Annotated in this window: 22 protein-coding genes; 12 read left to right on the forward strand and 10 right to left on the reverse strand. The window is 72.5% G+C overall.

Going from position 1 to position 21,715, the window contains the following annotated elements; genetic code table 11:
- Positions 1–28 precede the first annotated feature (28 nt).
- On the reverse strand, positions 29–1,210 hold the full coding sequence (locus ASD90_RS10225) for an NAD(P)/FAD-dependent oxidoreductase (RefSeq protein WP_082588625.1): 1,182 nt from the start codon (positions 1,208–1,210) through the stop codon (positions 29–31).
- Between the two features lie 80 nt (positions 1,211–1,290).
- Here ASD90_RS10225 and ASD90_RS10230 point away from each other — a divergent pair, with 80 nt between their 5' ends.
- Positions 1,291–2,154, forward strand: a complete 864-nt coding sequence (locus ASD90_RS10230; RefSeq protein WP_157623146.1) for a methyltransferase domain-containing protein — start codon at positions 1,291–1,293, stop codon at positions 2,152–2,154.
- 2 nt (positions 2,155–2,156) lie between these two features.
- Here ASD90_RS10230 and ASD90_RS10235 read toward each other — a convergent pair whose 3' ends face one another.
- The gene (locus tag ASD90_RS10235) at positions 2,157–2,816 is read right to left on the reverse strand and encodes a DUF2461 domain-containing protein (RefSeq protein ID WP_056755448.1); all 660 of its coding nucleotides are present in this window, start codon (positions 2,814–2,816) and stop codon (positions 2,157–2,159) included.
- A gap of 113 nt (positions 2,817–2,929) precedes the next feature.
- Here ASD90_RS10235 and efeU point away from each other — a divergent pair, with 113 nt between their 5' ends.
- The 3 genes from efeU (at position 2,930) to efeB (ending at position 6,366) form a co-directional block, all read left to right on the forward strand.
- Positions 2,930–3,793 (forward strand): iron uptake transporter permease EfeU, encoded by an 864-nt coding sequence (gene efeU, locus ASD90_RS10240; RefSeq protein ID WP_056755450.1) that lies wholly within the window; start codon positions 2,930–2,932, stop codon positions 3,791–3,793.
- Positions 3,794–3,844: 51 nt separating this feature from the next.
- On the forward strand, positions 3,845–5,017 hold the full coding sequence (efeO, locus tag ASD90_RS10245; protein WP_056755454.1) for an iron uptake system protein EfeO: 1,173 nt from the start codon (positions 3,845–3,847) through the stop codon (positions 5,015–5,017).
- A 68-nt stretch (positions 5,018–5,085) separates the two neighbouring features.
- Positions 5,086–6,366 (forward strand): iron uptake transporter deferrochelatase/peroxidase subunit, encoded by a 1,281-nt coding sequence (efeB, locus tag ASD90_RS10250; protein WP_056756358.1) that lies wholly within the window; start codon positions 5,086–5,088, stop codon positions 6,364–6,366.
- 9 nt (positions 6,367–6,375) lie between these two features.
- On the opposite strand, the gene ASD90_RS10255 is transcribed toward efeB, so the two are convergent.
- Positions 6,376–7,518: a diacylglycerol kinase family protein gene (locus tag ASD90_RS10255; RefSeq protein ID WP_056755456.1), complete on the reverse strand. Its 1,143-nt coding sequence runs from the start codon at positions 7,516–7,518 to the stop codon at positions 6,376–6,378.
- Positions 7,519–7,600: 82 nt separating this feature from the next.
- Between ASD90_RS10255 and ASD90_RS10260 the strand changes: the two genes are divergently transcribed.
- The 3 genes from ASD90_RS10260 (at position 7,601) to ASD90_RS10270 (ending at position 9,766) form a co-directional block, all read left to right on the forward strand.
- Positions 7,601–8,149: a DinB family protein gene (locus ASD90_RS10260; RefSeq protein ID WP_056756361.1), complete on the forward strand. Its 549-nt coding sequence runs from the start codon at positions 7,601–7,603 to the stop codon at positions 8,147–8,149.
- Positions 8,146–9,201: a Gfo/Idh/MocA family protein gene (locus ASD90_RS10265; protein ID WP_056755459.1), complete on the forward strand. Its 1,056-nt coding sequence runs from the start codon at positions 8,146–8,148 to the stop codon at positions 9,199–9,201. The genes ASD90_RS10260 and ASD90_RS10265 overlap by 4 nt, the downstream gene beginning before the upstream one ends.
- Positions 9,202–9,268: 67 nt before the next feature.
- A complete protein-coding gene (locus ASD90_RS10270) occupies positions 9,269–9,766 on the forward strand; it encodes a hypothetical protein (protein WP_056755462.1) in 498 nt (165 codons plus the stop codon).
- A gap of 42 nt (positions 9,767–9,808) precedes the next feature.
- On the opposite strand, the gene ASD90_RS10275 is transcribed toward ASD90_RS10270, so the two are convergent.
- Positions 9,809–10,774: a RimK family alpha-L-glutamate ligase gene (locus ASD90_RS10275; protein ID WP_056755464.1), complete on the reverse strand. Its 966-nt coding sequence runs from the start codon at positions 10,772–10,774 to the stop codon at positions 9,809–9,811.
- 40 nt (positions 10,775–10,814) lie between these two features.
- On the reverse strand, positions 10,815–10,991 hold the full coding sequence (locus ASD90_RS23500) for a hypothetical protein (protein ID WP_157610662.1): 177 nt from the start codon (positions 10,989–10,991) through the stop codon (positions 10,815–10,817).
- A gap of 251 nt (positions 10,992–11,242) precedes the next feature.
- Between ASD90_RS23500 and ASD90_RS10280 the strand changes: the two genes are divergently transcribed.
- From ASD90_RS10280 to ASD90_RS10290, 3 genes are all read left to right on the forward strand, one after another.
- The gene (locus ASD90_RS10280) at positions 11,243–11,941 is read left to right on the forward strand and encodes a DUF998 domain-containing protein (protein ID WP_082588626.1); all 699 of its coding nucleotides are present in this window, start codon (positions 11,243–11,245) and stop codon (positions 11,939–11,941) included.
- Positions 11,942–11,967: 26 nt separating this feature from the next.
- Complete coding sequence (locus tag ASD90_RS10285; RefSeq protein WP_056755467.1) at positions 11,968–12,339, forward strand: YciI family protein; 372 nt, start codon at positions 11,968–11,970, stop codon at positions 12,337–12,339.
- A gap of 91 nt (positions 12,340–12,430) precedes the next feature.
- Positions 12,431–13,720, forward strand: coding sequence for an RNA polymerase sigma factor (locus tag ASD90_RS10290; protein WP_369793588.1), 1,290 nt, complete (start codon positions 12,431–12,433; stop codon positions 13,718–13,720).
- Between the two features lie 15 nt (positions 13,721–13,735).
- Here ASD90_RS10290 and ASD90_RS10295 read toward each other — a convergent pair whose 3' ends face one another.
- A complete protein-coding gene (locus ASD90_RS10295; RefSeq protein ID WP_056755470.1) occupies positions 13,736–14,764 on the reverse strand; it encodes a hypothetical protein in 1,029 nt (342 codons plus the stop codon).
- A gap of 83 nt (positions 14,765–14,847) precedes the next feature.
- The gene (zwf, locus tag ASD90_RS10300; protein ID WP_056755471.1) at positions 14,848–16,281 is read right to left on the reverse strand and encodes a glucose-6-phosphate dehydrogenase; all 1,434 of its coding nucleotides are present in this window, start codon (positions 16,279–16,281) and stop codon (positions 14,848–14,850) included.
- A gap of 99 nt (positions 16,282–16,380) precedes the next feature.
- On the opposite strand from zwf, the gene ASD90_RS10305 reads away from it, so the two are divergent.
- Together ASD90_RS10305 and ASD90_RS10310 are read left to right on the forward strand one after the other, a co-directional pair.
- Positions 16,381–17,418, forward strand: coding sequence for a YihY/virulence factor BrkB family protein (locus ASD90_RS10305; protein WP_082588627.1), 1,038 nt, complete (start codon positions 16,381–16,383; stop codon positions 17,416–17,418).
- 28 nt (positions 17,419–17,446) lie between these two features.
- A complete protein-coding gene (locus ASD90_RS10310; protein WP_056755479.1) occupies positions 17,447–17,710 on the forward strand; it encodes a GlsB/YeaQ/YmgE family stress response membrane protein in 264 nt (87 codons plus the stop codon).
- A 9-nt stretch (positions 17,711–17,719) separates the two neighbouring features.
- Here ASD90_RS10310 and ASD90_RS10315 read toward each other — a convergent pair whose 3' ends face one another.
- The 3 genes from ASD90_RS10315 to ASD90_RS10325 all read right to left on the reverse strand — a co-directional run bounded on the left by ASD90_RS10315 (position 17,720) and on the right by ASD90_RS10325 (position 21,579).
- Positions 17,720–19,378, reverse strand: a complete 1,659-nt coding sequence (locus ASD90_RS10315) for an ABC-F family ATP-binding cassette domain-containing protein (RefSeq protein WP_056755482.1) — start codon at positions 19,376–19,378, stop codon at positions 17,720–17,722.
- 237 nt (positions 19,379–19,615) lie between these two features.
- Positions 19,616–20,323: a response regulator transcription factor gene (locus ASD90_RS10320; protein WP_056756369.1), complete on the reverse strand. Its 708-nt coding sequence runs from the start codon at positions 20,321–20,323 to the stop codon at positions 19,616–19,618.
- Positions 20,320–21,579, reverse strand: a complete 1,260-nt coding sequence (locus tag ASD90_RS10325; protein WP_200958596.1) for a sensor histidine kinase — start codon at positions 21,577–21,579, stop codon at positions 20,320–20,322. The genes ASD90_RS10320 and ASD90_RS10325 overlap by 4 nt, the downstream gene beginning before the upstream one ends.
- Between the last annotated feature and the right edge of the window lie 136 nt (positions 21,580–21,715).

The raw sequence follows: 21,715 nt of genomic DNA on the forward strand, positions 1-21,715 counted from the left end.
TGCGACGACGGGGCCGGAGCGGACCTGGTCAGGCGGCCTTGCGACGGGCCCTGATCTCCCGGCGCTTGCGCAGCGCCATGGCCAGGGCGATCTTGCGTGCGTCGATCGACAGCTCGCGGAGCATGCCGGAGATCGGGTTCGTGTAGCCGGTGAACCACAGCCCCTTCGCGCCCCGCGCCGTGCGTCCGCCGCGCTCGACGGGGCGGCCCTTCTCGTCGAGGACGCCGAGGTGGCCGATGAGCGGCTCGAGACCCTGGCTGTAGCCGGTCGCGAGCACGACGAGGTCGGGGCGCAGGCGCGAGCCGTCGGCGAGCAGGACCTCGTCACCGTCGAACTCCCGGAGGGCAGCCACGGGCTCGACGGCCCCCGACCGGATCGCGTCGATGATGCCGACGTCCTGGACGGGGATCGCGTTGTCGCGCTCGACCCGAGTCAGCAGCCCGGTGTCGGGGCGCGGCATCCCCTGCGCCGTCAGGTCGGGGGTCTGGAGCCGTCCCACGATGGGCGCGACCCGGTCGACGAAGGCCGTCGGCAGGCGCCGCACCGCGATCCCGGTGTACTGCGCGGCATACGGCCCGGTGTTGCGGCGCATGATGTGCGGCACGGTGCGGACGGCGAGGCGCACGCGGGCGGCGCCGTGCTCGACGAGGTCGACGGCCAGCTCGGTGCCGGTGTTGCCCGTGCCCACGACGAGCACGTCCTTGCCGCCGTGCGCCGACCCGTTGCGGTAGTCGCACGCCAGCACGACCTCGCCCGCATACCCTTCGAGGCCGGGCACGTCGGGCTCACGCGGCGTGTGGTTGAAGCCCGTGGCGACGACGGCGTAGGGCGCCGTGAGCGCGGTCCCGTCGGCGAGCGTGAGGGTCCACGACTCGCCGTCCGCGGAGCGGTCGAGGCGGCTCACCTCGGTGCCGAGGCGCACGTCGAGACGGTGGTGGGCGGCATACAGCTCGAGGTAGCGCACGACGTCGTCGCGCGCGACCCAGCGGCCCATCTCCTTCGGGATCGGGAAGCCCGGGAGGCCGGACAGCTCGCGCGGCGTGTGCAGGTGCAGTCGGTCGTAGTGGCTACGCCACGACGTGCCGACGCCGTTGCTCCGCTCGAGGACGACGCCGTGCAGGCCGCGGGCCTCGAGGGCGGCGGCCGTCGCCAGCCCGCCGGGGCCGGCACCGATGATGTACGCGTCGACCGGGACGCTGCGCTGGGTCACCGGGCCAACGTAGCCGCCCACCCTCGACAGTTCTCGGCAAACCCCGCACCGATCCGAGTGGTGGGCAGCATGCTGGAGCGGTGACCCCTCAGTCGGGCCCGACTCCTCCCGAGGAGTCGGGCGCCGCTCCGAACATGTTCATGCGGGAGCGGATCGGTGAGGGCGGCGCGGCTCGCGTCGCCACCCTCGTCGCACTCCTCGACGCGCAGGAGCAACAGCCGGCCGTCCGGCGCCTGCGCGCGTGGGCGTTCGAGGCGCTCGCACCGCAGCCGGGGGAGTCGGTGGTCGACGTCGGCGCGGGCACCGGCACCGAGCTGCGGCGGCTCGCCGAGGCGGTGGCCCCGAACGGGCGTGCGGTCGGCATCGAGCCCAACCCCGGACTGCGCGAGGAGGCGTCACGGCGCGCGGCGCTGCTCGGGTCCGCCGCGACCGTCATCGACGGCGACGCGGCCGACCTGCCCTTCGCGGACGGTGCGGTGCACGTGCTGCGCTGCGAACGGGTCTTCCAGCACCTCGCCGACCCGCAGGGAGCCGCCCACGAGTTCGCGCGGGTGCTCGCACCGGGCGGACGTGTCGCGGTGCTCGACAGCGACTGGGGCACCGTCATCAGCCACCCCGGCGAGCCCGACCTCGTGCGGCGCTACGCCGAGGCCAACTGGCGACGCATGCCCAACCCGTTCGCGGCGCGACACCTGCCGAACCAGCTGCGGGCCGCAGGGCTGCTCGTCGACCACGACATCGGCTCGGCCGCGCTGATCATGCCGCCGCGCGCCCTGCTCGGCAGCGGTGTGGTCCACCGCAACGCCGACGCCGCCGTCGAGGAGGGCGCCCTGACTCGTGAGGAGGCCGACCGGCTGCTCGCCGACGCGATGGCCGCGGCCCGGGCCGGCACAGCCTTCTTCTCGGTGACGATGTTCGGCGTCATCGGGCGCAAGCCCGACTGACCTCACGCGTCGGCGCCGACGTGCTCCTCGAGCCACGCGTTGAGCGGTCGCACGGCCCGCCAGGCGTCGCGCACCTCCGTGAGCGTCCGCCCGGTCGACAGCCACGCGGGCGCACCGAAGTCGCGCACGACCATCAGCTCCTTGTGCCGGAGCGTCTCGATGCGTGGGTGGTCGGCGGCATACCCCCTCGGTGTCGTCCTGACCTGTTCCCCGAAGAGGTCGAAGTCCTGGTCGCGCAGGGACGCCAGGACGGCCTCGAGCGCGAGTCCGCTCGCGGGCGCATCGACGGCCGCCCGGAACGGGGCGGTGCGGGCGGGGCCCTCCGCGCGGAAGCCGCCACCCGCCCTCAGGCCGTCCGCGCTGACCTGCACGTAGTAGGCCCGCACGGTGCCGGCGCCGGCGAGCGCGCCCTGGTGCGTCTTGTAGGGCGACTTGTCGGCGCTGAAGCGGACGTCACGGTTGGGCCGGAAGAGCTTCGCCGCCCCGAACTCGTCCTCGAGGGCGTCGAGCAGGGCCAGCATCGGCTCGCGGACGTCCCGCTCGTAGACGTCCTTGTGCGCGAGCCACCAGTCGCGCGAGTTCACGTCCTCGAGCTCGGCGTAGAAGGACAGGGCCCCCGGAGGGAAGCCGGAGAAGGTCGGTGAGGGCTCGGGCGTGCTCATGTGGCGACTCTGACACCGGGACCGGGTTGTTAGGCAAGGCTTACCTGTGCTTTCCTGATTTCCGTCACGTCATCGTGGCGTAATTGTCGAGAACTACCTGAGAGAAGGCGCCCGTGCTCGCGAGCAACGCGCTCATCGGACTCCGAGAAGGACTCGAGGCCGCCCTCGTGGTGGTCATCCTCGTGGCCTTCCTCGTCAAGACCGATCGCCGCTGGGCCCTGCGCCACGTGTGGACGGGGGTCGGCGTCGCCGTCGCCCTGTCGGTCGCCCTCGGCGCGCTGCTCACCTACGGCACGAAGCAGCTGACCTTCGAGGCCCAGGAGCTCATCGGCGGCAGCGCCTCGATCATCGCCGTGGTCTTCGTGACCTTCATGGTCTTCTGGATGAAGTCGGCCTCGCGCACCATCTCGGGCGAGCTCAAGGGCAAGCTCGACCAGGCACTCGACATGGGCCCCTTCGCGATCGCCCTCGTCGCCTTCCTCGGTGTCGGGCGAGAGGGACTCGAGACGGCGATCTTCTTCTACGCCACGACCGAGGCGGCCGGCCAGGGCAACAACCAGCCGCTTGTCGGCTGGGTCATCGGCCTCGCCGGCGCCGTCGTGCTCGGCTGGCTCATCTACCGCGGTGCCGTGAAGATCAACCTCGCAAAGTTCTTCCGCTACACCGGGATCCTGCTCGTCCTCGTCGCGGCCGGCATCCTCGCCTACGGCATCCACGACCTCCAGGAGGCCGGCTTCCTGCCCGGCCTGACGACGCTCGCCTTCGACGTCAGCGCCACGGTCGACCCGAGCAGCTGGTACGCCACGCTCCTCAAGGGCATCTTCAACTTCACGCCGGCCACCACCGTGCTGCAGGCCATCGCGTGGGTGCTCTACGTGGGCATCGTCCTGACCCTCTTCCTGCGCCCGGCTCGCGTGACGCCCCAGGCCCCCGCCGTCACCCCGACCAGCACCACCCGCCCGTCGGTCGCCGCCTGAGCGACCCGCGTCACCCCTCCGCACTGACACCGAAGCCCCAGGAGATCCACCATGCCCCGCCCTGCCCTGCGCCCCGCCGTGCGCGTCGTCGTGCCGGCCGCGCTGTCGCTCGCCGCGGCCCTCGCCCTCACCGGCTGCGCCGACAAGCCGACGGCCACGGCCGGGTCCACCGCGGCCGGCGGTGCCGGCGGACCGATCACGGTCAACGCCACCGACACGGCGTGCGAGCTGAGCACCAGCACGGCCAAGGCCGGCACCGTGACCTTCCAGGTCACGAACTCGGGCAGCAAGGTCAACGAGTTCTACCTCTACGCCGAGGGCGACCGCATCGTCTCCGAGGTCGAGAACATCACGCCGGGCCTGAGTCGCGAGCTCAAGGTCGAGATCACCGAGCCCGGCACCTTCACGACCTCGTGCAAGCCCGGCATGGTCGGCGACGGCATCCGCGCCCCCTTCACCGTGACGGGCACCGCCGTCAAGGGCAGCGCCGACTCCAAGGTCGCCAAGGCGATCACCGACTACAAGGCGTTCGTCGCCTCGGAGGCCGATGAGTTCGTCGACGGCACCAAGGAGTTCGTCGCCGCGGTCAAGGCCGGCGACGTCGCGAGGGCCAAGTCGCTCTACGCCCAGGCGCGTCACCCGTGGGAGGCCATCGAGCCCGTCGCCGAGAGCTTCGGCGACCTCGACCCGAAGATCGACGGCCGCGAGGACGTCATCGCCGACGGCATGGCCTTGACCGGCTACCACCGTCTCGAGAAGGACCTCTGGAAGGACGGCCTGCAGAAGGACTCGGGCGCCATCGCCGACCAGCTCCTCGCCGACGTCACCGAGATCGCCGCCAAGAGCAAGACCGTCGAGCCGACGGCCCTGTCGATCGCCAACGGAGCCAAGGCGCTGCTCGACGAGGTCGCGACCGGCAAGATCACCGGCGAGGAGGAGCGCTACTCGCACACCGACCTCTGGGACTTCGACGGCAACCTCGAGGGCTCACGCCAGGCTCTCGCCGTGCTGCGCCCCGTCATCGCCGAGCGCGACCCGGCCCTGCAGAAAGCGCTCGACGCCGACTTCACCGAGCTCTCGAGCCTGCTCGCCCAGCACAAGACCGGCGCCGACTACCAGAGCTACACCGCGTTGACGGACGCCGACATCAAGGAGCTGACCGTCTCGCTCGACGCCCTCTCCGAGCAGGTGTCGAAGGTCCCCGGGGTCGTGGAGGCCACGTGAGCCCCTTCCCGTCCGAGCCCGTCGCCCCTGAGCCGCTCCACGGTCCCGAGAGCGAGCCCGTCGCCGGCATGAGCCGCCGCCGCGTGCTCGGCGTCTCCGGGACGGCCGCCGTCGCCGGTGTCGTCGCGGGCGCCACGGGGGCGTATGCCGTGTCGCGCGGTACCGACGCCACCGCGGCGGGTGCCCCGGCGTCCACCGCGGCACCCGCCCTCGCGCTCGACGCCGCCATCCCGTTCCGCGGCGAGCACCAGGCAGGCATCGTCACGCCCGCGCAGGACCGCCTCCACTTCGTCGCTCTCGACGTCGTGACGAAGGACCGCGCGCAGCTGCGTCAGCTCCTGAAGGACTGGACCCGGGCCGCCGAACGCATGACGGCCGGAGCCGAGGCCGCCCCGGGTGGTCTCGTCGGCGGTGGCCCCAACCGGGCACCCGAGGACACCGGCGAGGCATACGGCCTGCCGGCGTCCGGGCTGACGATCACGATCGGCTACGGCCCCTCCCTCTTCGACGACCGCTTCGGCCTCGCGTCGAAGAAGCCGGCCGCGCTGCAGGACCTCCCCGCCTTCACCGGCGACCAGCTCGACCCGCGCCGCACGGGCGGCGACCTCTGCATCCAGGCGTGCGCGAACGACCCGCAGGTCGCGGTCCACGCGGTGCGCAACCTCGTGCGCCTCGGCTTCGGGGTCGTCGCGGTGCGCTGGTCGCAGCTCGGCTTCGGCCGCACGTCGTCGACGTCGACCGCGCAGGCCACGCCGCGCAACATGTTCGGCTTCAAGGACGGCACCAACAACGTCAAGGCCGAGGAGCCCGAGGGCCTCGCGCAGCACGTGTGGGTGGCACCGGACGACGAGACCGGCGGCGGCGCCTGGATGGCCGGCGGCTCCTACCTCGTCGCGCGCCGCATCCGGATGCACATCGAGGTCTGGGACCGGACGAGCCTGCAGGAGCAGGAGGACATCATCGGCCGCGACAAGAAGGAGGGTGCGCCGCTCGGCCAGGCCAAGGAGCACGACGCGCTCGACTTCGCCAAGAAGGGGCCGGACGGCGGCCCGGCGATCCCCGTCAACGCCCACGTCCGCCTCGCCCACCAGAGCCACCTCGGCGGCATACGCATCCTGCGGCGGGGCTACAACTTCACGGACGGCTCCGACGGCGTCGGCCACCTCGACGCCGGCCTCTTCTTCCTCGCCTACATGCGCGACCCGCAGAAGCAGTTCGTGCCCATGCAGCGGGCCCTCGCCAAGGCCGACCTGCTCAACGAGTACATCGAGCACAACGGGTCGGCCGTCTTCGCGTGCCCGCCCGGCCTGGAGGACGGGCAGCACTGGGGCCAGGCGCTTTTCGCCTGACTCCTCGGGCTACTGGCTGACGCGGACCGTGAGGCAGGCGGGACGCACGACCGCGCTGACCTCGGTGGCCTCGCCGATGACGTCGCCGTCGATCTGGACGGGCACGGGCCGGTCGGTGCGCACGCGGATCTCCTTGCACGCCTTGTGGTCCAGGGTCGGGTGACCCTTGCGCTGCCGGGTGGCCACGCGTGTCGCGACGGGCACCCAGCCGACGACCCCGCGCGGCGACGCGATGACGGCGTCGAGCTGCGCGTCGTCGACGCGGGCGTTCGGCATGAGCACCAGACCGCCGAGGAGGCGACCGCAGTTGCCGATGACGACCATGCGCGCGCGGCGGCGGAACTCGAGCTCGTCGTCGACCTTGACGGCGATGCGGAACTCCGGCGAGATGAGGTGCTTCATGCCGGAGACCATGTAGGCGGGCCAACCGACCTTGGCCTTGAGGTTCTCGTTGGTGCCGGCCATGATCTGCGCGTCCATGCCGACGCCGCTCATGACGAGGAAGTAGTGCGTCTCGGGGTCGACCGGGGCGTCGGTGTCGTCGCCGTCCGTGGCCCCCGTCGCGGTCGCGTCGGTCGGGGTCGCGCCGGTCGGGGCGGCGCCCATGACGAGCTCGCCGACGTCGATGCGCCGGTTGCGGCCCGTCAGCGCCACCGCCACGGCCGCCTCGAGGGCGACGGGCAGGTCGAGGTTGCGCGCCAGCAGGTTGCCGGTGCCGGCGGGCAGGATGCCGAGGGCGGTCTCGGTGCCGACGAGGGCGCTCGCGACGTTGCGCACGGTGCCGTCGCCGCCGAGTGTGCACACGATGTCGGCGCCGTCGCGGACGGCCTGCGCGGCCTGCCCCTGGCCCGGGTCCTCGATGGTCGTCTCGTAGAAGAGCGGCTCACCCCAGCCGTTCGCGAGGCAGGTCGCGGTGATGCGTCCGCGCACGGCCGGCAGGTCGGCGAACTTCGTCGGGTTGATGACGATGCCGGCCCGCTTGACGGGCGTGGGGGCTTCGTCGCCGCTGCGGAAGTGGTCACGCGGTGGGCGCGGGCGGCGACGAAGGGTCGCGGTCGCCTCGGGCGCGACGCGGGTCAGGACGAAACCCCCGATGACCAGCGCCAGCACGACGAGGCCGGCGATGATCCACGGCAGGTAGTCCTTGAGCACGAAGACATACGGTATCCCCCGCCTGACCCCCCGCCTGCCGGACTCCCCGAACCGCCGGTGCTCCCGCCCCTAGGCTGTGGGCATGAGCGAGCCCCTCACCGACCCCGGGCCGTCGACGCCGGACGACGCGGACTGGACGTGGGTGCTGACGCACCCGTGCCCCGACTGCGGCTTCGACGCCGCGGCCACGGAGCCCGCCGACGTGCCGGCGATCCTCCGGGACGCCGGGCAGCGCTATGCCTTCGCGCTGGGTCGCGACGGCGTCCGCACCCGCCCTGCCGAGGGCGTCTGGTCGCCGCTCGAGTACGCCTGCCACGTCCGCGACGTCTGCGACGTCATGCGCGGAAGGCTCGATCAGATCCTCGCGGGCGGTGGCGAGGTCGTCCGCTTCGCCAACTGGGACCAGGACGAGACCGCCGTCGAGCGACAGTACTGGCGCTCCGACCCGGACGTCGTGGCGCGCGAGGTCACGGCGGCGTTCGAGGCCGCGGCGACCGCATACGCACTCCCGTCGGGTACGCAGTGGGAGTGGCCGGCCCTGCGCAGCAACGGCTCCGAGTTCACCGCCCGCACACTCTCGCTCTACTTCGTCCACGACATCCACCACCACCTCTGGGATGTGACTGCATGACCCTGCCCATCACCGTGCCCCTCCAGCTGCCCGAGCCGCGCACGCCGGACCCGCACGACGCGCCCGCCATCCGCTGGGGCGTCCTCGCCCCGGGCGGCATCGCGCACGCCTTCGCCGACGCCGTCGCGGTCGGGACGTCGTCCTCGGTCGTCGCCGTCGGCTCGCGCAGCCGCGAGCGAGCGCAGGACTTCGCCGACGAGTTCTCGGTACCGCGCGCCTACGGCTCCTACGAGGAGCTCGTCGCCGACACCGAGGTCGACGCCGTCTACGTCGCGTCGCCGCACTCGGAGCACCGCGACCACGCGCTGCTGGCCCTCGAGGCCGGCAAGCCCGTGCTCGTCGAGAAGGCCTTCACCCGCAGTGCCGCCGAGGCCCGCGAGGTGCTCGGGGCCGCCGAGCGCCAGGGGCTGCTCGCCGTCGAGGCGATGTGGAGCCGCTTCCTGCCGCACTACGACGTCGTGCGCCACGTCGTCGAGACGGGCCTCATCGGCGAGCTCGTCGCCGTCTTCGCCGACCACGGCCAGCGCCTCTACCCGGGCGGCCCAGCTCGTCTGTCGCAGCCCGAGCTCGCCGGCGGCGCGCTGCTCGACCTCGGCGTCTACCCCGTGTCGTTCGCCGACCTCGTGCTCGGCGCACCCGCTTCCGTGACGGCCACGGGCACCCTGACCGACCTCGGCGTCGACGCGACGACGACGATCACCGTGACCGGCGCCGGGGGGGCGCACGGCGTGCTGTCGTGCACGATGGCCGGCGTCACACCGGTCACCGCCGTCGTCGCCGGCACCCAGGCCCGTCTCGAGCTCTCCGGTGCCTTCTACGGCCCGGGTTCGACGATCCGGCTCGTCGGCCCCGACAACGAGGTCATCGACGAGCGGCCCGGCGGCCTCACCGAGGACGTGCGCGGCTTCTCCTACGAGGCGGCCGAGTTCGCCCGATGCCTCGTCGCCGGCGAGACCGAGTCGCCGCTCATGCCGCACGCCACGACCCTGCGGGTCATGGAGACGATGGACGCCGTACGCCGTCAGGTCGGGGTCGTCTACCCCGGCGAGTGAGGTCAGGGCGGGCATCACCCCCAACAGGTGATGCCCGTCGGGGACGGCGTGACGATGATCGAGTGTCATGACGACGACGACATCCCTCACGGCAGCGCAGGCCGACCTCGTCCGCGAGACCGAGCCCGCCCGTCTGGCGATCCTCACCGAGGACGAGCTCATCGAGCTGCACCAGAGGGTGCGTCGGGCCCGGACCAAGCACGTCGGCCTCTACCGCCGCCAGGCGAGCGCCCGCGTGCCGGCCAAGGGGGCCCGCGGCGCCGCCAGGCCGGCCAACCGGCTCAACGCCGACCGGGCCGAGGTCTTCGAGCTGGCGCTGGCGCGAGTCAGCGCGCGGCTCGGCGTCGTCGCCCGCGCTGCCGCAGCCGACCTCAAGGCCGAGCGCCTCGCGGCCGCCCGCGAGGTGAAGGCCGGCACGGGCCCCGGATCGGCGGGTTCGTCGACCGCCGCCGCGTCGGTGCCCTCCGGGAAGCGGCGCGCGACGAAGACGACCGGCGGGCTCAAGCGTGACGCGTCGTCGCAGTCGCAAGGGGCCCGCCGACAGGCCAAGAAGGACGCCCGCTGACCGGGCCCGACGGCATACACCGTCGGGCCGGTGAGCAAGGGCTCAGGCGAGGACGCGCCCGCGTGCCGACGCCAGCTCGCCGACGACGAAGTCGGCGAAGGCCTCGCCGAGCGGCATGTCCGACATGCCCTCGACGAAGAGGAACTGGCCCTGCGGGTTGACCTCGAGGAAGACCGGCTCCCCGTCGGGTCGCAGCTTGACGTCGAAGACGCCCATGCGCAGCGCCAGCCGGTCGGTCACCTCGCGCAGCTGGTCCCCGAGTCGCTGGTCGATGGCGACCGGCTCGACCTCCATGTCGTTGGCCAGGCGCCAGTCGAGCTCGCCGCTGCGGATGCGGGCCGTGTGGACCGTGTCGCCGAAGACCATGACGCGCAGGTGGTCCGTGCCGGGGACCTCCTCCTGGTAGACGGTGGCCGAGACCGTGATCTCGGCGTCGTCGTCGAGCGACTCCAGAGTCACGCGCCCGGCCTCGAGGGAGGTCCCGAGCAGGCCCGTCAGGGTCTTGGCGATCACGGTGCCGCCGTGGGCCCGGGTGAACTCGCGCACGGCGGTCGGGTCCGTGCTGACGAGGGTCCGGGGCACCGTCAGGCCGACCCTGCGGGCCACGTTCAGCTGGAGGATCTTGTTCTGCGCGCGTTCGGTCGCGTAGGGGTCGCTGATCCACGTGCCGGTGAAGCCCGCCATGAGCAGGCCACGCAGGCCGGCGCGGTTGTCCTTGACGACGAGCTTGCGCATCTGCGGGTCGGTCACGCCGACCGGCACGGTGGGTCGTCCGTGGCACCGCCGCCACCAGACGAGGTCGAGGTCGGCCACCGACACGGTGCCGCCGTCCTCGGTCGGCAGGGTCAGGTCGGGCCCCGCCACGTTGCTCCAGGTGAGTCCCCCGGCGCCCGACAGGGTGTCGGAGGCCACGACGGCCACGTCGACGTCGTGCACGTCCTGCAGCTGCCTGCGGATGACGCGTGCGTGCAGGTCACCCGCGAGGGTGACGATCGCAACGGTGCTCATGGTGCTTCTCCTTGTCGTCTGTCGGTCGCCGGGGTCCCAGTCACTCGTCGCAGTCGTCCCAGCCGTCGTCCGAGCCGGAGATCGAGCCACCGGGCCAACGCATGGCCTCGAGCTCCGGCCCCATGACGGCCTTCTCCCAGGCGTCGAGCTTGGCCGGGTGCTGGTAACCCTTGTGGCTGCGCGTGAACCGTGCCGCCATCGGTGCGAGCTGCTTCATGATGCTTTCCCTTCGTGGATCGGCCGGACTCCTTCATCCGGCACCGACGGTCAGGGGCCGAGCCCGACGCCGTGATACGACGGCCGGCCGATCTGGTATCGCGTACCTAGACGCTCGACGGAGTCGCGTGAGCACGCCGACCGGGGACGGCAAACGTCCTGCCCCGTCGATGTCGATCGGCCGTCCTCTCGTTCGTGGAGGGGGTGACGGCGCACGGCACGAGGCCAGCGCCCCCACACCGGGAGAGCACCATGACCACCACGGACCACCGACCCGCGAGCACCATCCCCGCCACGTGTGACGACGGCTGGACGCCGACGCACGTCACGCGATCGCTCCTCGGCTGGGGCATCGTCGCGGGCCCCTTCTACGTCGTCGTCTCGCTGGCGCAGGCGCTCACGCGGGACGGCTTCGACCTGACCCGACACCAGTGGAGCCTGCTGGAGAACGGCGACCTGGGCTGGGTGCAGGTCGCGAACTTCGTCCTCACCGGCCTCATGGTCGTGGCGTATGCCGTGGGCCTGGGTCGCGCGCTCGCCGGCGGCCCGGGCGGTCGCTGGGCGCCGGTCCTCACCGCTGCGTTCGGCGGCTGCCTCGTCGCGGCGGCGGTCTTGCGGGCCGACCCGGCGCTCGGCTTCCCCGTGGGGACGCCGGACGGCCCGGGCCAGGTCTCGACGCACGGGATCCTCCACTTCGCCGCCGCAGGGGTCGGCTTCGTCGCCATCGCGGCCTCGTGCTTCGTGCTGGCGCGGCGCTTCTCCGGCGAAGGGTCGCGCCGTCTCGCGCGGTTCTCGCGGCTGACCGGCGTCGTGTTCCTCGGGGGTTTCCTCTGTGTGGCCTCCGGCGCGGGTAGCGTCGCGGCCAACCTCGTCTTCACCGGCGCCGTCGTGCTCGTCTTCGCCTGGCTCGCCGTCGTCGCCGTCCACGTCTACGGCTCGCTCGCCGACTGAGCGCCCACACCGACCAGGAGACTCCGATGCGCTACATCACGATCCTCAAGGGCACGCAGCGCGCCGGCCCGCCGCCGGCAGGCCTCATGGAGGCCATCATGACCCTCGGCGCCGAGGCCACCGCCTCGGGTGAGCTGCTCGACAACGCCGGGCTCTCCCCGAGTGCCTCGGGAGCCAGGGTCGCCGTCACGGGGGGCGAGCTCTCGGTCATGGACGGTCCGTTCGCCGAGGCCAAGGAGTTCATCTCGTACGCCGTCTACGAGGTGCGCTCGAAGGAGGAGGCCGTGGAGTGGACCAGGCGGTTCATGCAGCTGCACGCCGACCTCTGGCCGGGCTGGCAGGGCGAGTGCGACGTCGTCAAGGTCATGGGCCCGGAGGACTTCGGCCCGCCGCAGTGACCCCGACCCTGCTCGTTCGAGGTGAGCGCGACACCGACGTCGGTGCCGCGATCACCTCGAGCCGCACGGGGTCGGCCCTATGGTCGGTGGGGTGACGGAGGTGATGGACGAGCGAGCCGTCGCGGCGCGGCGAGCCGTCGAGGCCGTCTGGCACATCGAGTCCGGGCGCCTCGTCGGCGGGCTGGCGCGCGTGACGGGCGACCTCGGTCTGGCCGAGGACCTCGCCCAGGAGGCTCTCGTCGCGGCTCTCGAGCAGTGGCCCGTGTCGGGCATCCCACCCAACCCCGGCGGCTGGCTGATGACGACGGCGAAGCGTCGCGGGATCGACGCCCACCGGCGGACGGTGACATTCGAGCGCAAGGCGGCCGTCCTCGCCCGCGAGGCCGTCGCCGACGAGCCGGGCGTCGACACCGACAGCCGGGTCGACTCGCTCGACGACCACGTGGGCGACGACCTCCTCCGTCTCGTCCTCACGGCCTGCCACCCGGTGCTCTCCCTCGAGTCACGGGTGGCGCTCACCCTCAGGTGCCTCGGCGGCCTGTCGACCGACGAGATCGCCCGCGCCTTCCTGGTGCCCGAGCCGACCATGGCGCAGCGCATCGTGAGGGCGAAGAAGACGTTGACCGACAAGGGAGTTCGCTTCGAGCTGCCGACCGCCGACGAGCTGTCCGACCGGCTTGGTCCCGTGCTCGAGGTCGTCTACCTGATCTTCAACGAGGGGTATGCCGCGACGTCGGGGGAGGACTGGGTGCGCCCCGCCCTGTGCCACGAGGCGATGCGGCTCGGCCGCGTGCTCGCCGCACTCGTGCCCGACGAGCCGGAGGCCCACGGCCTGCTCTCGCTCATGGAGCTGCAGGCCTCGCGGCTGCCCGCCCGCCTCGGTGCCGACGGTCGGCCGGTGCTGCTCCCCGACCAGGACCGTCGGCGCTGGGACCGGCTTCTCGTGCGCCGCGGTCTCGAGTCGCTGGCCCGCGCCGAGGGCTCCGGCCGACCGCTCGGTCCGTATGCCGTGCAGGCGGCGATCGCGGCCTGCCACGCCCGTGCCCTGCGTCCGGAGGACACCGACTGGCATCTCGTCGCCGAGCTGTACGACGTGCTCCGGACCATCTGGCCCTCACCCGTCGTCGAGGTGAACCGTGCGGTGGCCGTGGGCTTCTCGCGTGGTCCCGACGCGGGGCTCGTGGTCGTCGACCAGGTCGTCGCCTCCGGACGTCTGGCGAGCTACCCCCACCTGCACGCGGTCCGCGGCGACCTGCTCGAGCGCGCCGGACGGCATACGGAGGCGGCGGACGCGTTCGAGCGCGCGGCGAGCCTGACGCGCAGCGACGTCGAGCGTTCCATCTTCACCGGGCGGGCCCGGGCGGCCCGCACAGCCACCTGACGCAGGTCCGGTGCCTCACGGCAGCTGCACGGAACCGGTCGCGGTGACGAAGTCCTCCCCGACCAGACGGGTGTCGAAGGTCAGGTCCACCCGGCCGTGGGTGTCGGCCGGGACGGGGAAGCACAGGTGCAGCCTCCGCACCGGTGCGGCGTCGATGCCGAGGACGGCGCTCAGACCCGGCTCCGCGATCACCGCCGTGCCGCCGACGGGCGTCGCCATCGCCCGCTGGGCGGCGACGCCCCCGACCGACCGGGACGGGGACTGGATCGTCCCGACCAGCTCGAGGACGAGCTGGTCGGAGGGCAGGGGCACGTACGTCACGTCGACGGGGTTGGGGCCGGAGCACGCGGCCGCCACGAGGCTGTTGTCGCGCGACTCGAACCTGGCGCCCGTGTGGGCGTTGCTGATGACCACGGTGCCAGCGACCGGGAGCGGACGCGTCGCCACGGCGGTCGAGTTGGCATCGCGGTCTCCGAGGGCGAACACCGCCTGGTGGTCACCCTCGCCGCCGAGGACGAGCTGGGCCGTCGAGAGGTCGAAGTCGCCCGGTACCGAGGTGAAGCGAAGCGTGCTGGGCAGCGTGGTCCCGTGCGGAATGGTGTCCGAGATGTTGTCCCACCCCGTCACGTGGTCGGGGGAGCCCACCGAGATCTCGCCTCTCGTCGCTCCGAGGTTGGTGTCGACGGTGGACGTGTTCGTCAGCCGCGCCCGCACCTCGACGAGCCGGGTCGCCTCGTCGAGTCGCGCGGCGACGAGCTCGATCTCGAATCCCGACCACCACACGGGAGTGCCCGGCAGGTACGTCATGTCGGTGACCCTGCGTGCCCCGGAGGCGTTTGAGCCCGCCGCGTCGGACGAGCCATTGGTCGCCCCCGGGTCGGTGACCCCGCTGACGGCGGGAGTAGCCGGTCCCGGTGCGGGGTCCGGGTTCGGCGTGCCGGGTGATCCCCCGCAGGCCGCGAGGAGGGCGGCCAGGACGGTGGCGACGAGGGCGGCGACGCCGGTCGTGACGGACGAGACCCTGGCCGGACGCATGCGCACCATGACGGCTCCATCGTTAGCGGGCCACCCCAGTGTGCTCGTGAGAGCCCTGCCCACGCAGGGAAACCGCGACCTCGCGGTGTGGCTCAGGCCCCGGTGATGTTGGGGTCGCGCCAGCGTCGCTCGAAGGGGAGCCGCCACGTGAAGGGCGCGACGAGCTGGTGGATCTGGTTCGGACCCCACGTGCCGGGGTCGTACGGGCGCACGATCGGCGGGTTGTCGAGCAGCGGCTGGCTGATCTCCCAGAGGCGCTCGATGCCGTCGGCCGACGTGAAGAGCGTGCGGTCGCCGCGGGCGGCGTCGTAGATGAGCCGCTCGTAGGCCTCGAGCACGGCGCCCGCCCAGTCGGTCTCGCCCATCGAGAACTGCATCGAGAGCTTGTCGAGCTTCATGCCCGGCCCGGGGCGCTTGCCGTAGAAGGACAGCGACATCCGTGACCGGTCGGCGAGGTCGAAGGTCAGGTGGTCGGGGCCGTTGTCCCCGACGCCCGAGCCGGCCGGGAACATCGAGCGCGGCGGCTCCTTGAAGGCGATCGAGATGATGCGCGCGCCCTCGGCCAGCCGCTTGCCGGTGCGCAGGTAGAAGGGCACGCCCGCCCAGCGCCAGTTGTCGACGAAGCACTTGAGCGCGACGAACGTCTCGGTCTGGCTGTCGTGCTTGACGCCCGGGACGTCGCGATAGCCGACGTACTGCCCACGCACGACGTCATGCGGCTCGATCGGCGACATCGACCGGAAGACCTTGTTCTTCTCCTCGCTGATGGCGTGCGGCTCGAGCGCCGTCGGCGGCTCCATCGCGGTGAAGGCGAGCACCTGGAAGAGGTGCGTGACGACCATGTCGCGGTAGGCGCCGGTGCTCTCGTAGAAGTCGGCCCGCTGCGCGAGGCCCAGCGTCTCGGGGACGTCGATCTGGATGTGGTCGATGTGGTTGCGGTGCCAGATCGGCTCGAACAGGCCGTTGGCGAAGCGGAAGGCGAGGATGTTCTGGGCCGCCTCCTTGCCGAGGAAGTGGTCGATGCGGAAGATCTGCTCCTCGTCGAAGACCTGGTGGAGCTCGGCGTTGAGCGCCCGGGCGCTCTCGAGGTCGGTGCCGAACGGCTTCTCCATGATGATCCGGCTGCGCTCCACGAGGCCGGCCTCGGCGAGCTGGTGCACGACCGCGAGGGCGGCCTTGGGCGGCACCGAGAGGTAGTGCAGCCGGCGCGCGTCGGGTCCGAGGATCGCCTCGGACTCGTCGACGGCGGCCCGGATCCCTTCTGGCCCGGCACTGCCCGGGACCCAGTGGATCCGCTCGGCGAAGTCGCGCAGGTCGTCGTCGCTCACGTTGTGGCTGCTGTGCTCACGCACCGACGCGAGGACGAGCTCGAGGAACTCGTCGCGGGTCAGCTCGTCGAGCGAGGTCGCGACGACGCGCAGGCCCTCGAGGAGCTGGGACTCGTGCAGGTGCAGCATGCCCGGGAGCAGCTTGCGCCTGGCGAGGTCTCCGGTGGCGCCGAAGAGGACGACCGTGGTGGCTGGCATGGGTCCAGCGTGGCGCAGATCGGGCGCCAGCGGGAGGTGCGGTTCGATCCCGACGCACGAAGCCCCACCACGGAGGCGTCAGCCGTGGGAACCTCAGCCATGGCACACCAGGCCGGGCACGACGCAGACCTGCCGGCTGACAGGGGCGCGGTGGAGCCCGCATCGGGGCGTCTCGCGCGTCTGCGGTTGCGCGGCGAGGACACGGCCACCCGGTATGCCCGGAAGTACATGGAGCTGTCGCGCCGCATCCCGGCGGCGAAGGTCCCGCTGGAGATGGCGGCGCTCTACGTCGCACGCCAGGGCATGCTGCTGGCCAGCGCCGTCGCGTTCCGGACCTTCCTGTGGCTGCTCCCGCTCGCCCTGCTCGTATCCGGCCTGGTGGCGGGCCTCAGCCGTGCGATCCCCGGTGCGGCCGACGACGCAGTCGCCGTCACGGGGGTGACGAGCACCCTGCGCCAACAGATCACGGTGGCCCTCGAGGAGTCCACCCGATCGTGGTGGGTGGCCGTCCTCGTCGGGCTCGTCCTCTCCCTGTGGACGACGCGAACCCTGATGCGCAACCTCGTCATCGTCAACGCGCACGTGTGGGATGCCCGGGTGCCGCGCCGCTCGCAGCGTGAGGTGCTGAAGGCGACGCTCGTCTTCGGCGCGGCCTGGCTGGGCATCTTCCTCGGTGCCGCGCTCGTCACGAGCCTCGACAACCTCCTGCCCGGCGGCATCCTGCTGTCCTTCGTCTGCCAGGCAGCGATCTCCGGGGCCGGCTGGGTGCTCATCACGCTCCACCTGCCCGACCGGCGCCGGACCTGGGTGGACCTCGTGCCCGGTGGTCTGCTCTTCGGTGTGGGGCTCGCGACGCTCCACGTCATCAGCCGCGTCTACCTCCCGGCCCGGATCGAGCACTCGTCGGCGCTCTACGGCTCGCTCGGCGTCGCCGGAGCCGTGCTCGTGTGGCTGCTCGTCGCCGGGCAGCTCATCGTGGTCTGCGCCATCCTCAACCGGGTGTGGCTGCGCCACCAGGACCCGACCTTCGACACCGACTTCGAGGCGTCGTTCGACATGTCGATGGAGCCGGCCATCCGTCGGGTCGCCGAACGAGGCAGCGAGAAATCACAGGATTCGGGCGACACCACGGCCTGAGGCGGGTCCGTGCCCCTATGCTCGGCCCATGCTCATCATCGGCATGATCCTCTTCGGCATGCTCGTCGGCGCCGCCGCCCAGCTCATCCTGGGCCGCGAGGGCAAGAGCATCGACTGGACGATGGCCATCGTCGCGGGCCTCGTCGGCTCGTTCGTCGGTGGTCTCCTCGCGAGCCTCGTCGCAGGCGACGGCCTCGCCCTGCGGCCCAGCGGCATCATCGGCTCGATCGTCGGTGCCGTCGTCGTCACGGCCGTGTGGCGCTGGAGCCGCACCCGCAGCGTCACCCGCTGAACCGCCCCCTCACAGCGTCTCGACGCGGACGCGCCCTCGCGTCACGACCCACCGGTGGGTCAGGCGTATGCCCTCGAGGAGGCTCTCGTCGTGACTGACGACGAGCACGGTCCCCCCGAAGGCCGCCACGGCGGCCTCGAGCTGCTCGATCGCGTCGACGTCGAGGTGGTTGGTCGGCTCGTCGAGCACGAGGACGTTGACCTCGCGGCCCTGGAAGAGCGCCATGAGGGCCCGCGTCCGCTCACCCATCGACAGGCTCCGCGCCGGGCGTGACACATGCTCGGAGCCGAGGCCGAACTTCGCGAGCAGGGTCCGCACCTCAGCGAGCGGCCACTCGCTCCCCGACCTCGGGTGGGTCCCGAGCTCCCGGCGCACCACGTCGAGGACCGTGGCGTCGTCGTCGAGCAGCTGCCGTAGCTGGTCGATGACCCCGACGGCGACCCGCGTGCCGAGGGACTGGCGGCCTGAGGCGAGCGGCAGGTCGCCGAGGAGGGCGCCGAGCAGGGTCGTCTTGCCCGAGCCGTTGTCGCCGACGACGGCGATGCGGTCACCGCGGCCCACGACGAGGTTGACCGGGCCGAGCCGGAAGCCGTGCCGCTCGACGACGGCGTCGGCGAGGGTCGCCACGACGTCGGCCGACGGCCGCCCCTCGGTGATGGCGTAGCGCAGCTGCCACTCCTTGCGCGGCTGCTCCACCGCGTCGAGGCGCTCGGCCGCCCGCTCGAGGCGGGCACCCTTGGCACCCTGCCGGTCGGCACGGGCCTTGTGCTTCTCGCGGATGTGCTTGTCGGGCTCCTTGCCCGTGGCCACGTTGCGGCGCCCCTTCTCGGCCCAGTCCTGGCGCTGCCGGGACTGCGCGAGCAGCGAGTCCCGCTCGGCGGCATACCCCTCGTAGGCGGACCAGGCGTGCGCGCGGGCCAGCTCGCGCTGGGCCACGTAGTCGCTCCAGCTGCCGGTGAAGTGCCCGATGCGCTGCTGCTTCACGTCGAGCTCGACGACGCTCGTCGTCACCGCGTCCAGGAAGGCGCGGTCGTGGCTCGCCACGAGGATCGGCCCCGTGTGGCTGCGCACGAAGTCGGCCATCAGGGCCAGGCCGCGGGCGTCGAGGTCGTTGGTCGGCTCGTCGAGGAGGAGCACGTCGTACTGGCTGAGCAGCACGGCGACGAGGCACGCGCGAGCGGCCTGACCGCCCGAGAGGGTGCCGAGCGGGCGGTCCGACGCGACGTCGAGCCCGACCCGGGCGGCGGCCTCCGGCAGCCGCTCGTCGAGGTCGGCGGCACCGAGAGCGAGCCACCGTTCGAGCGCGACCGCGTAGCGGTCCTCGCTGCCCTCGTCGCCGGCCGCGATGGCGGCGGCCGCCATCTCGAGCTCGGTGTCCGCGGCGGTGACACCGGTGCGCCGACGGGCATACGTCAGCAGCGTCTCCGACGGGTCCGGCACGACCTGCGGGAGCCAGCCGATCGTCGCGTCGCGCGGGGCGAGGCGGATCGAGCCGGCCTCGATCGGCAGCTCGCCGACGACGGTGCGCATGAGCGTCGACTTGCCCGACCCGTTGGGGCCGACGACGGCGGTCACGTCGCAGTCGGCGAGCGTCAGGTCGAGACCGGAGAAGAGGGTGCGCGCGCCGAAGGCGACGTCGAGTCCGGAGATGGTGAGGGTGGAAGACATGGGGGGTCCTTGATGGTCGGCAGGGCCCCGCGGGTGACGTCGGACGGTCGTCGACAGGTCAGCGGCGGGCGGGCTCGAGGCATCAGGAGATCCACACGGGAAGGAAGATACGGGCCGCCAGCGGCGCCCGTCCACCTCATTTCGACCCCCTTTCCCCACCGAACGCCGCGTTCGGTCTCGAAAGCGGTGTTCCAACCGTGAGTTCGGCACCGAGCGCTGCGTTCGGTGGGGCTCGGGTCAGGGGAGGGCGGCGTCGTGGACGACGATGGCGATCTGGACGCGGTTGTCGGCGCCGAGCTTGTCGAGCACCCGGGACACGTGCGCCTTGACGGTCGGCACCGACAGGTAGAGCTCGCGCGAGATGTCGGCGTTGGACAGCCCGCGGCCGATGGCGAGCGCCACCTCGCGCTCGCGGTCGGTGAGCGTCGCCAGGCGGGCCTCCGCGTCCGAGCGTCGGCGGTCACCCGGGTCGGTGCCACCGCCGGTCGCGACGTGCGCGATGAGGGTCGCCGTGACGCTGGGGGAGAGGATGGGCTCGCCCGCGGCGACGAGGTGCACGGCCTCGACGAGCCGTCGCGGCTCGGTGTCCTTGAGCAGGAAGCCGTGCGCGCCGGCGCGGAGGGCCTGCACGACCATGTCATCGGCGTCGAACGTCGTCAGCACGATGACCTTGAGGTCGTCGCCCCGAGCGGCCCGCACCGCCCGCGCCGGTTCGGAGAGAAGCGTCCTCGTCGTCTCGAGCCCGTCGCGACGCGGCATCCGGATGTCCATGAGCACGACGTCGGGGCGGTACTGCTCGACGACGGTCTCGGCCTCGAGCCCGTCGCCGGCCTCGGCCACGACGTCGAGGTCGGGCGCGCCCCCGAGGATCATCCTCAGCCCCGCGCGCACGAGCGCGTCGTCGTCGACGATCACGACACGCGTACGCCCCTGGTCCCCGGTCATCGGGACCACGGTAGCCGGGCGGTGAGGACGAAGTCGCCCGCCCGGTCGGGGCCGTAGGTCAGCTCGCCCCCGGCGAGGACGGCGCGCTCGGTGAGCCCGAGCAGTCCCAGCCCGGCCCCCACGGTGACGTCCTTGCGTATGCCGTCCGGCGCGTCAGCGCCTGGGCCCCGTGTTGCGGGCGTTGCCGTGCGGGGGACGGTGTTGCGCACCGTCACCCGGACCGCCTCGTCGTCGAGGCCGCGCTCGGGGGCCGTCGACACGGTGACGCGGACCGCCGAGCCGGGGGCGTGCTTGCGGGCGTTCGTCAGGGCCTCCTGGACGATCCGGTAGGCGCCGCGCGACACCTGCTCGGGCACGTCCTCGAGGACGCCGGAGCGGTCGAGCAGCACCGTCGCCCCACCCGACCGGGCCTCGGTGACGAGGGCGTCGAGGTCGCCGAGGGTCGGCTGCGGCGGCTGCGGCGAGCCGTCGGCCGGCGCTCCCGAGCCGGGTACGTCGCGGAGCACCCCGAGCACCGCCCGCAGCTCGGTCAGGGCCCGGTTGGCGCTCTCGCGGACGACCTCGGCCGTCTCGGAGACCTGCTCGGGCGTCAGGTCGGTGCGGTAGGCGAGCGCCCCGGAGTGCATGGCGACCAAGGAGATCCGGTGGGCGAGGACGTCGTGCATCTCGCGGGCGATCCGCGCGCGCTCGGCCACCTGTGCCTGGACCACGCGCATCGCCTGCTCGCGCTCGGCGGTGAGGGCACGTTCGTGGAGCGACGCGACGAACGCCCGGCGCTCGCCCACGGCCCACCCGATGGCGACGCTGACGGCATAGCTCAGCAGGCCGATGATGACGTTCGGCAGGGTGACGACCTGGTCCTCGGTCGGGTAGATCAGGGAGTGCGACCAACCCGCCACCATCCACGGCACGAGGACGACCGCGATCTCGCGCCACCGCCGCCGGGTCGAGAGGGACACGAGCGCCACGACCGACGCCCCGACCGCGACCGAGGAGACGCCGGAGAGCACGGCCGTCACGAGGGCGACGCCCAGCGGCCACCGGCGCCGCCACAGCAGCAGCACCGTCGCGCCGAGCCCGATCGCGAGGTCGACGAGGAGCCAGTCCTTGCCGAACGTCGGCTCGGCGTGCCGGGAGTCGAGCTGGGCCTGGACGGCGCCCCAGATCGCGAGCCCGAAGAGGAATGCGACCCCGAGCCGCCACGTCTCACCCCACACGTGGCCGCGTCGGGTGCGGGCGATCCGGGGCAGCGGCACCCGGCCAGCGTAGGCGCGGAGCGGGCACGACGGCATCCGACCAAGGTCTCGTCCGCGACCGCCGACGGGCCCCGACCCTGAGCGCCGACCCTGACTCCGGTCAGGGTTGGATGCGACCTTGGTAGGGGTCGGAATC

This window comes from Terrabacter sp. Root181, assembly GCF_001428505.1.
Taxonomy (GTDB): Bacteria; Actinomycetota; Actinomycetes; order Actinomycetales; family Dermatophilaceae; genus Terrabacter.

Coding starts and splice junctions, on each gene's coding strand:
- zwf (WP_056755471.1), bottom strand. CDS start 16,281: ATGCCAGCCACCACGGTCGTCCTCTTCGGCGCCACCGGAGACCTCGCC.
- ASD90_RS10270 (WP_056755462.1), top strand. CDS start 9,269: ATGACGACGACGACATCCCTCACGGCAGCGCAGGCCGACCTCGTCCGC.
- ASD90_RS10315 (WP_056755482.1), bottom strand. CDS start 19,378: ATGTCTTCCACCCTCACCATCTCCGGACTCGACGTCGCCTTCGGCGCG.
- ASD90_RS10280 (WP_082588626.1), top strand. CDS start 11,243: ATGACCACCACGGACCACCGACCCGCGAGCACCATCCCCGCCACGTGT.
- efeO (WP_056755454.1), top strand. CDS start 3,845: ATGCCCCGCCCTGCCCTGCGCCCCGCCGTGCGCGTCGTCGTGCCGGCC.
- ASD90_RS10285 (WP_056755467.1), top strand. CDS start 11,968: ATGCGCTACATCACGATCCTCAAGGGCACGCAGCGCGCCGGCCCGCCG.
- ASD90_RS10260 (WP_056756361.1), top strand. CDS start 7,601: ATGAGCGAGCCCCTCACCGACCCCGGGCCGTCGACGCCGGACGACGCG.
- ASD90_RS10235 (WP_056755448.1), bottom strand. CDS start 2,816: ATGAGCACGCCCGAGCCCTCACCGACCTTCTCCGGCTTCCCTCCGGGG.
- ASD90_RS23500 (WP_157610662.1), bottom strand. CDS start 10,991: ATGAAGCAGCTCGCACCGATGGCGGCACGGTTCACGCGCAGCCACAAG.
- ASD90_RS10295 (WP_056755470.1), bottom strand. CDS start 14,764: ATGGTGCGCATGCGTCCGGCCAGGGTCTCGTCCGTCACGACCGGCGTC.
- ASD90_RS10275 (WP_056755464.1), bottom strand. CDS start 10,774: ATGAGCACCGTTGCGATCGTCACCCTCGCGGGTGACCTGCACGCACGC.
- ASD90_RS10305 (WP_082588627.1), top strand. CDS start 16,381: ATGGCACACCAGGCCGGGCACGACGCAGACCTGCCGGCTGACAGGGGC.
- efeB (WP_056756358.1), top strand. CDS start 5,086: ATGAGCCGCCGCCGCGTGCTCGGCGTCTCCGGGACGGCCGCCGTCGCC.
- ASD90_RS10265 (WP_056755459.1), top strand. CDS start 8,146: ATGACCCTGCCCATCACCGTGCCCCTCCAGCTGCCCGAGCCGCGCACG.
- ASD90_RS10310 (WP_056755479.1), top strand. CDS start 17,447: ATGCTCATCATCGGCATGATCCTCTTCGGCATGCTCGTCGGCGCCGCC.
- ASD90_RS10320 (WP_056756369.1), bottom strand. CDS start 20,323: ATGACCGGGGACCAGGGGCGTACGCGTGTCGTGATCGTCGACGACGAC.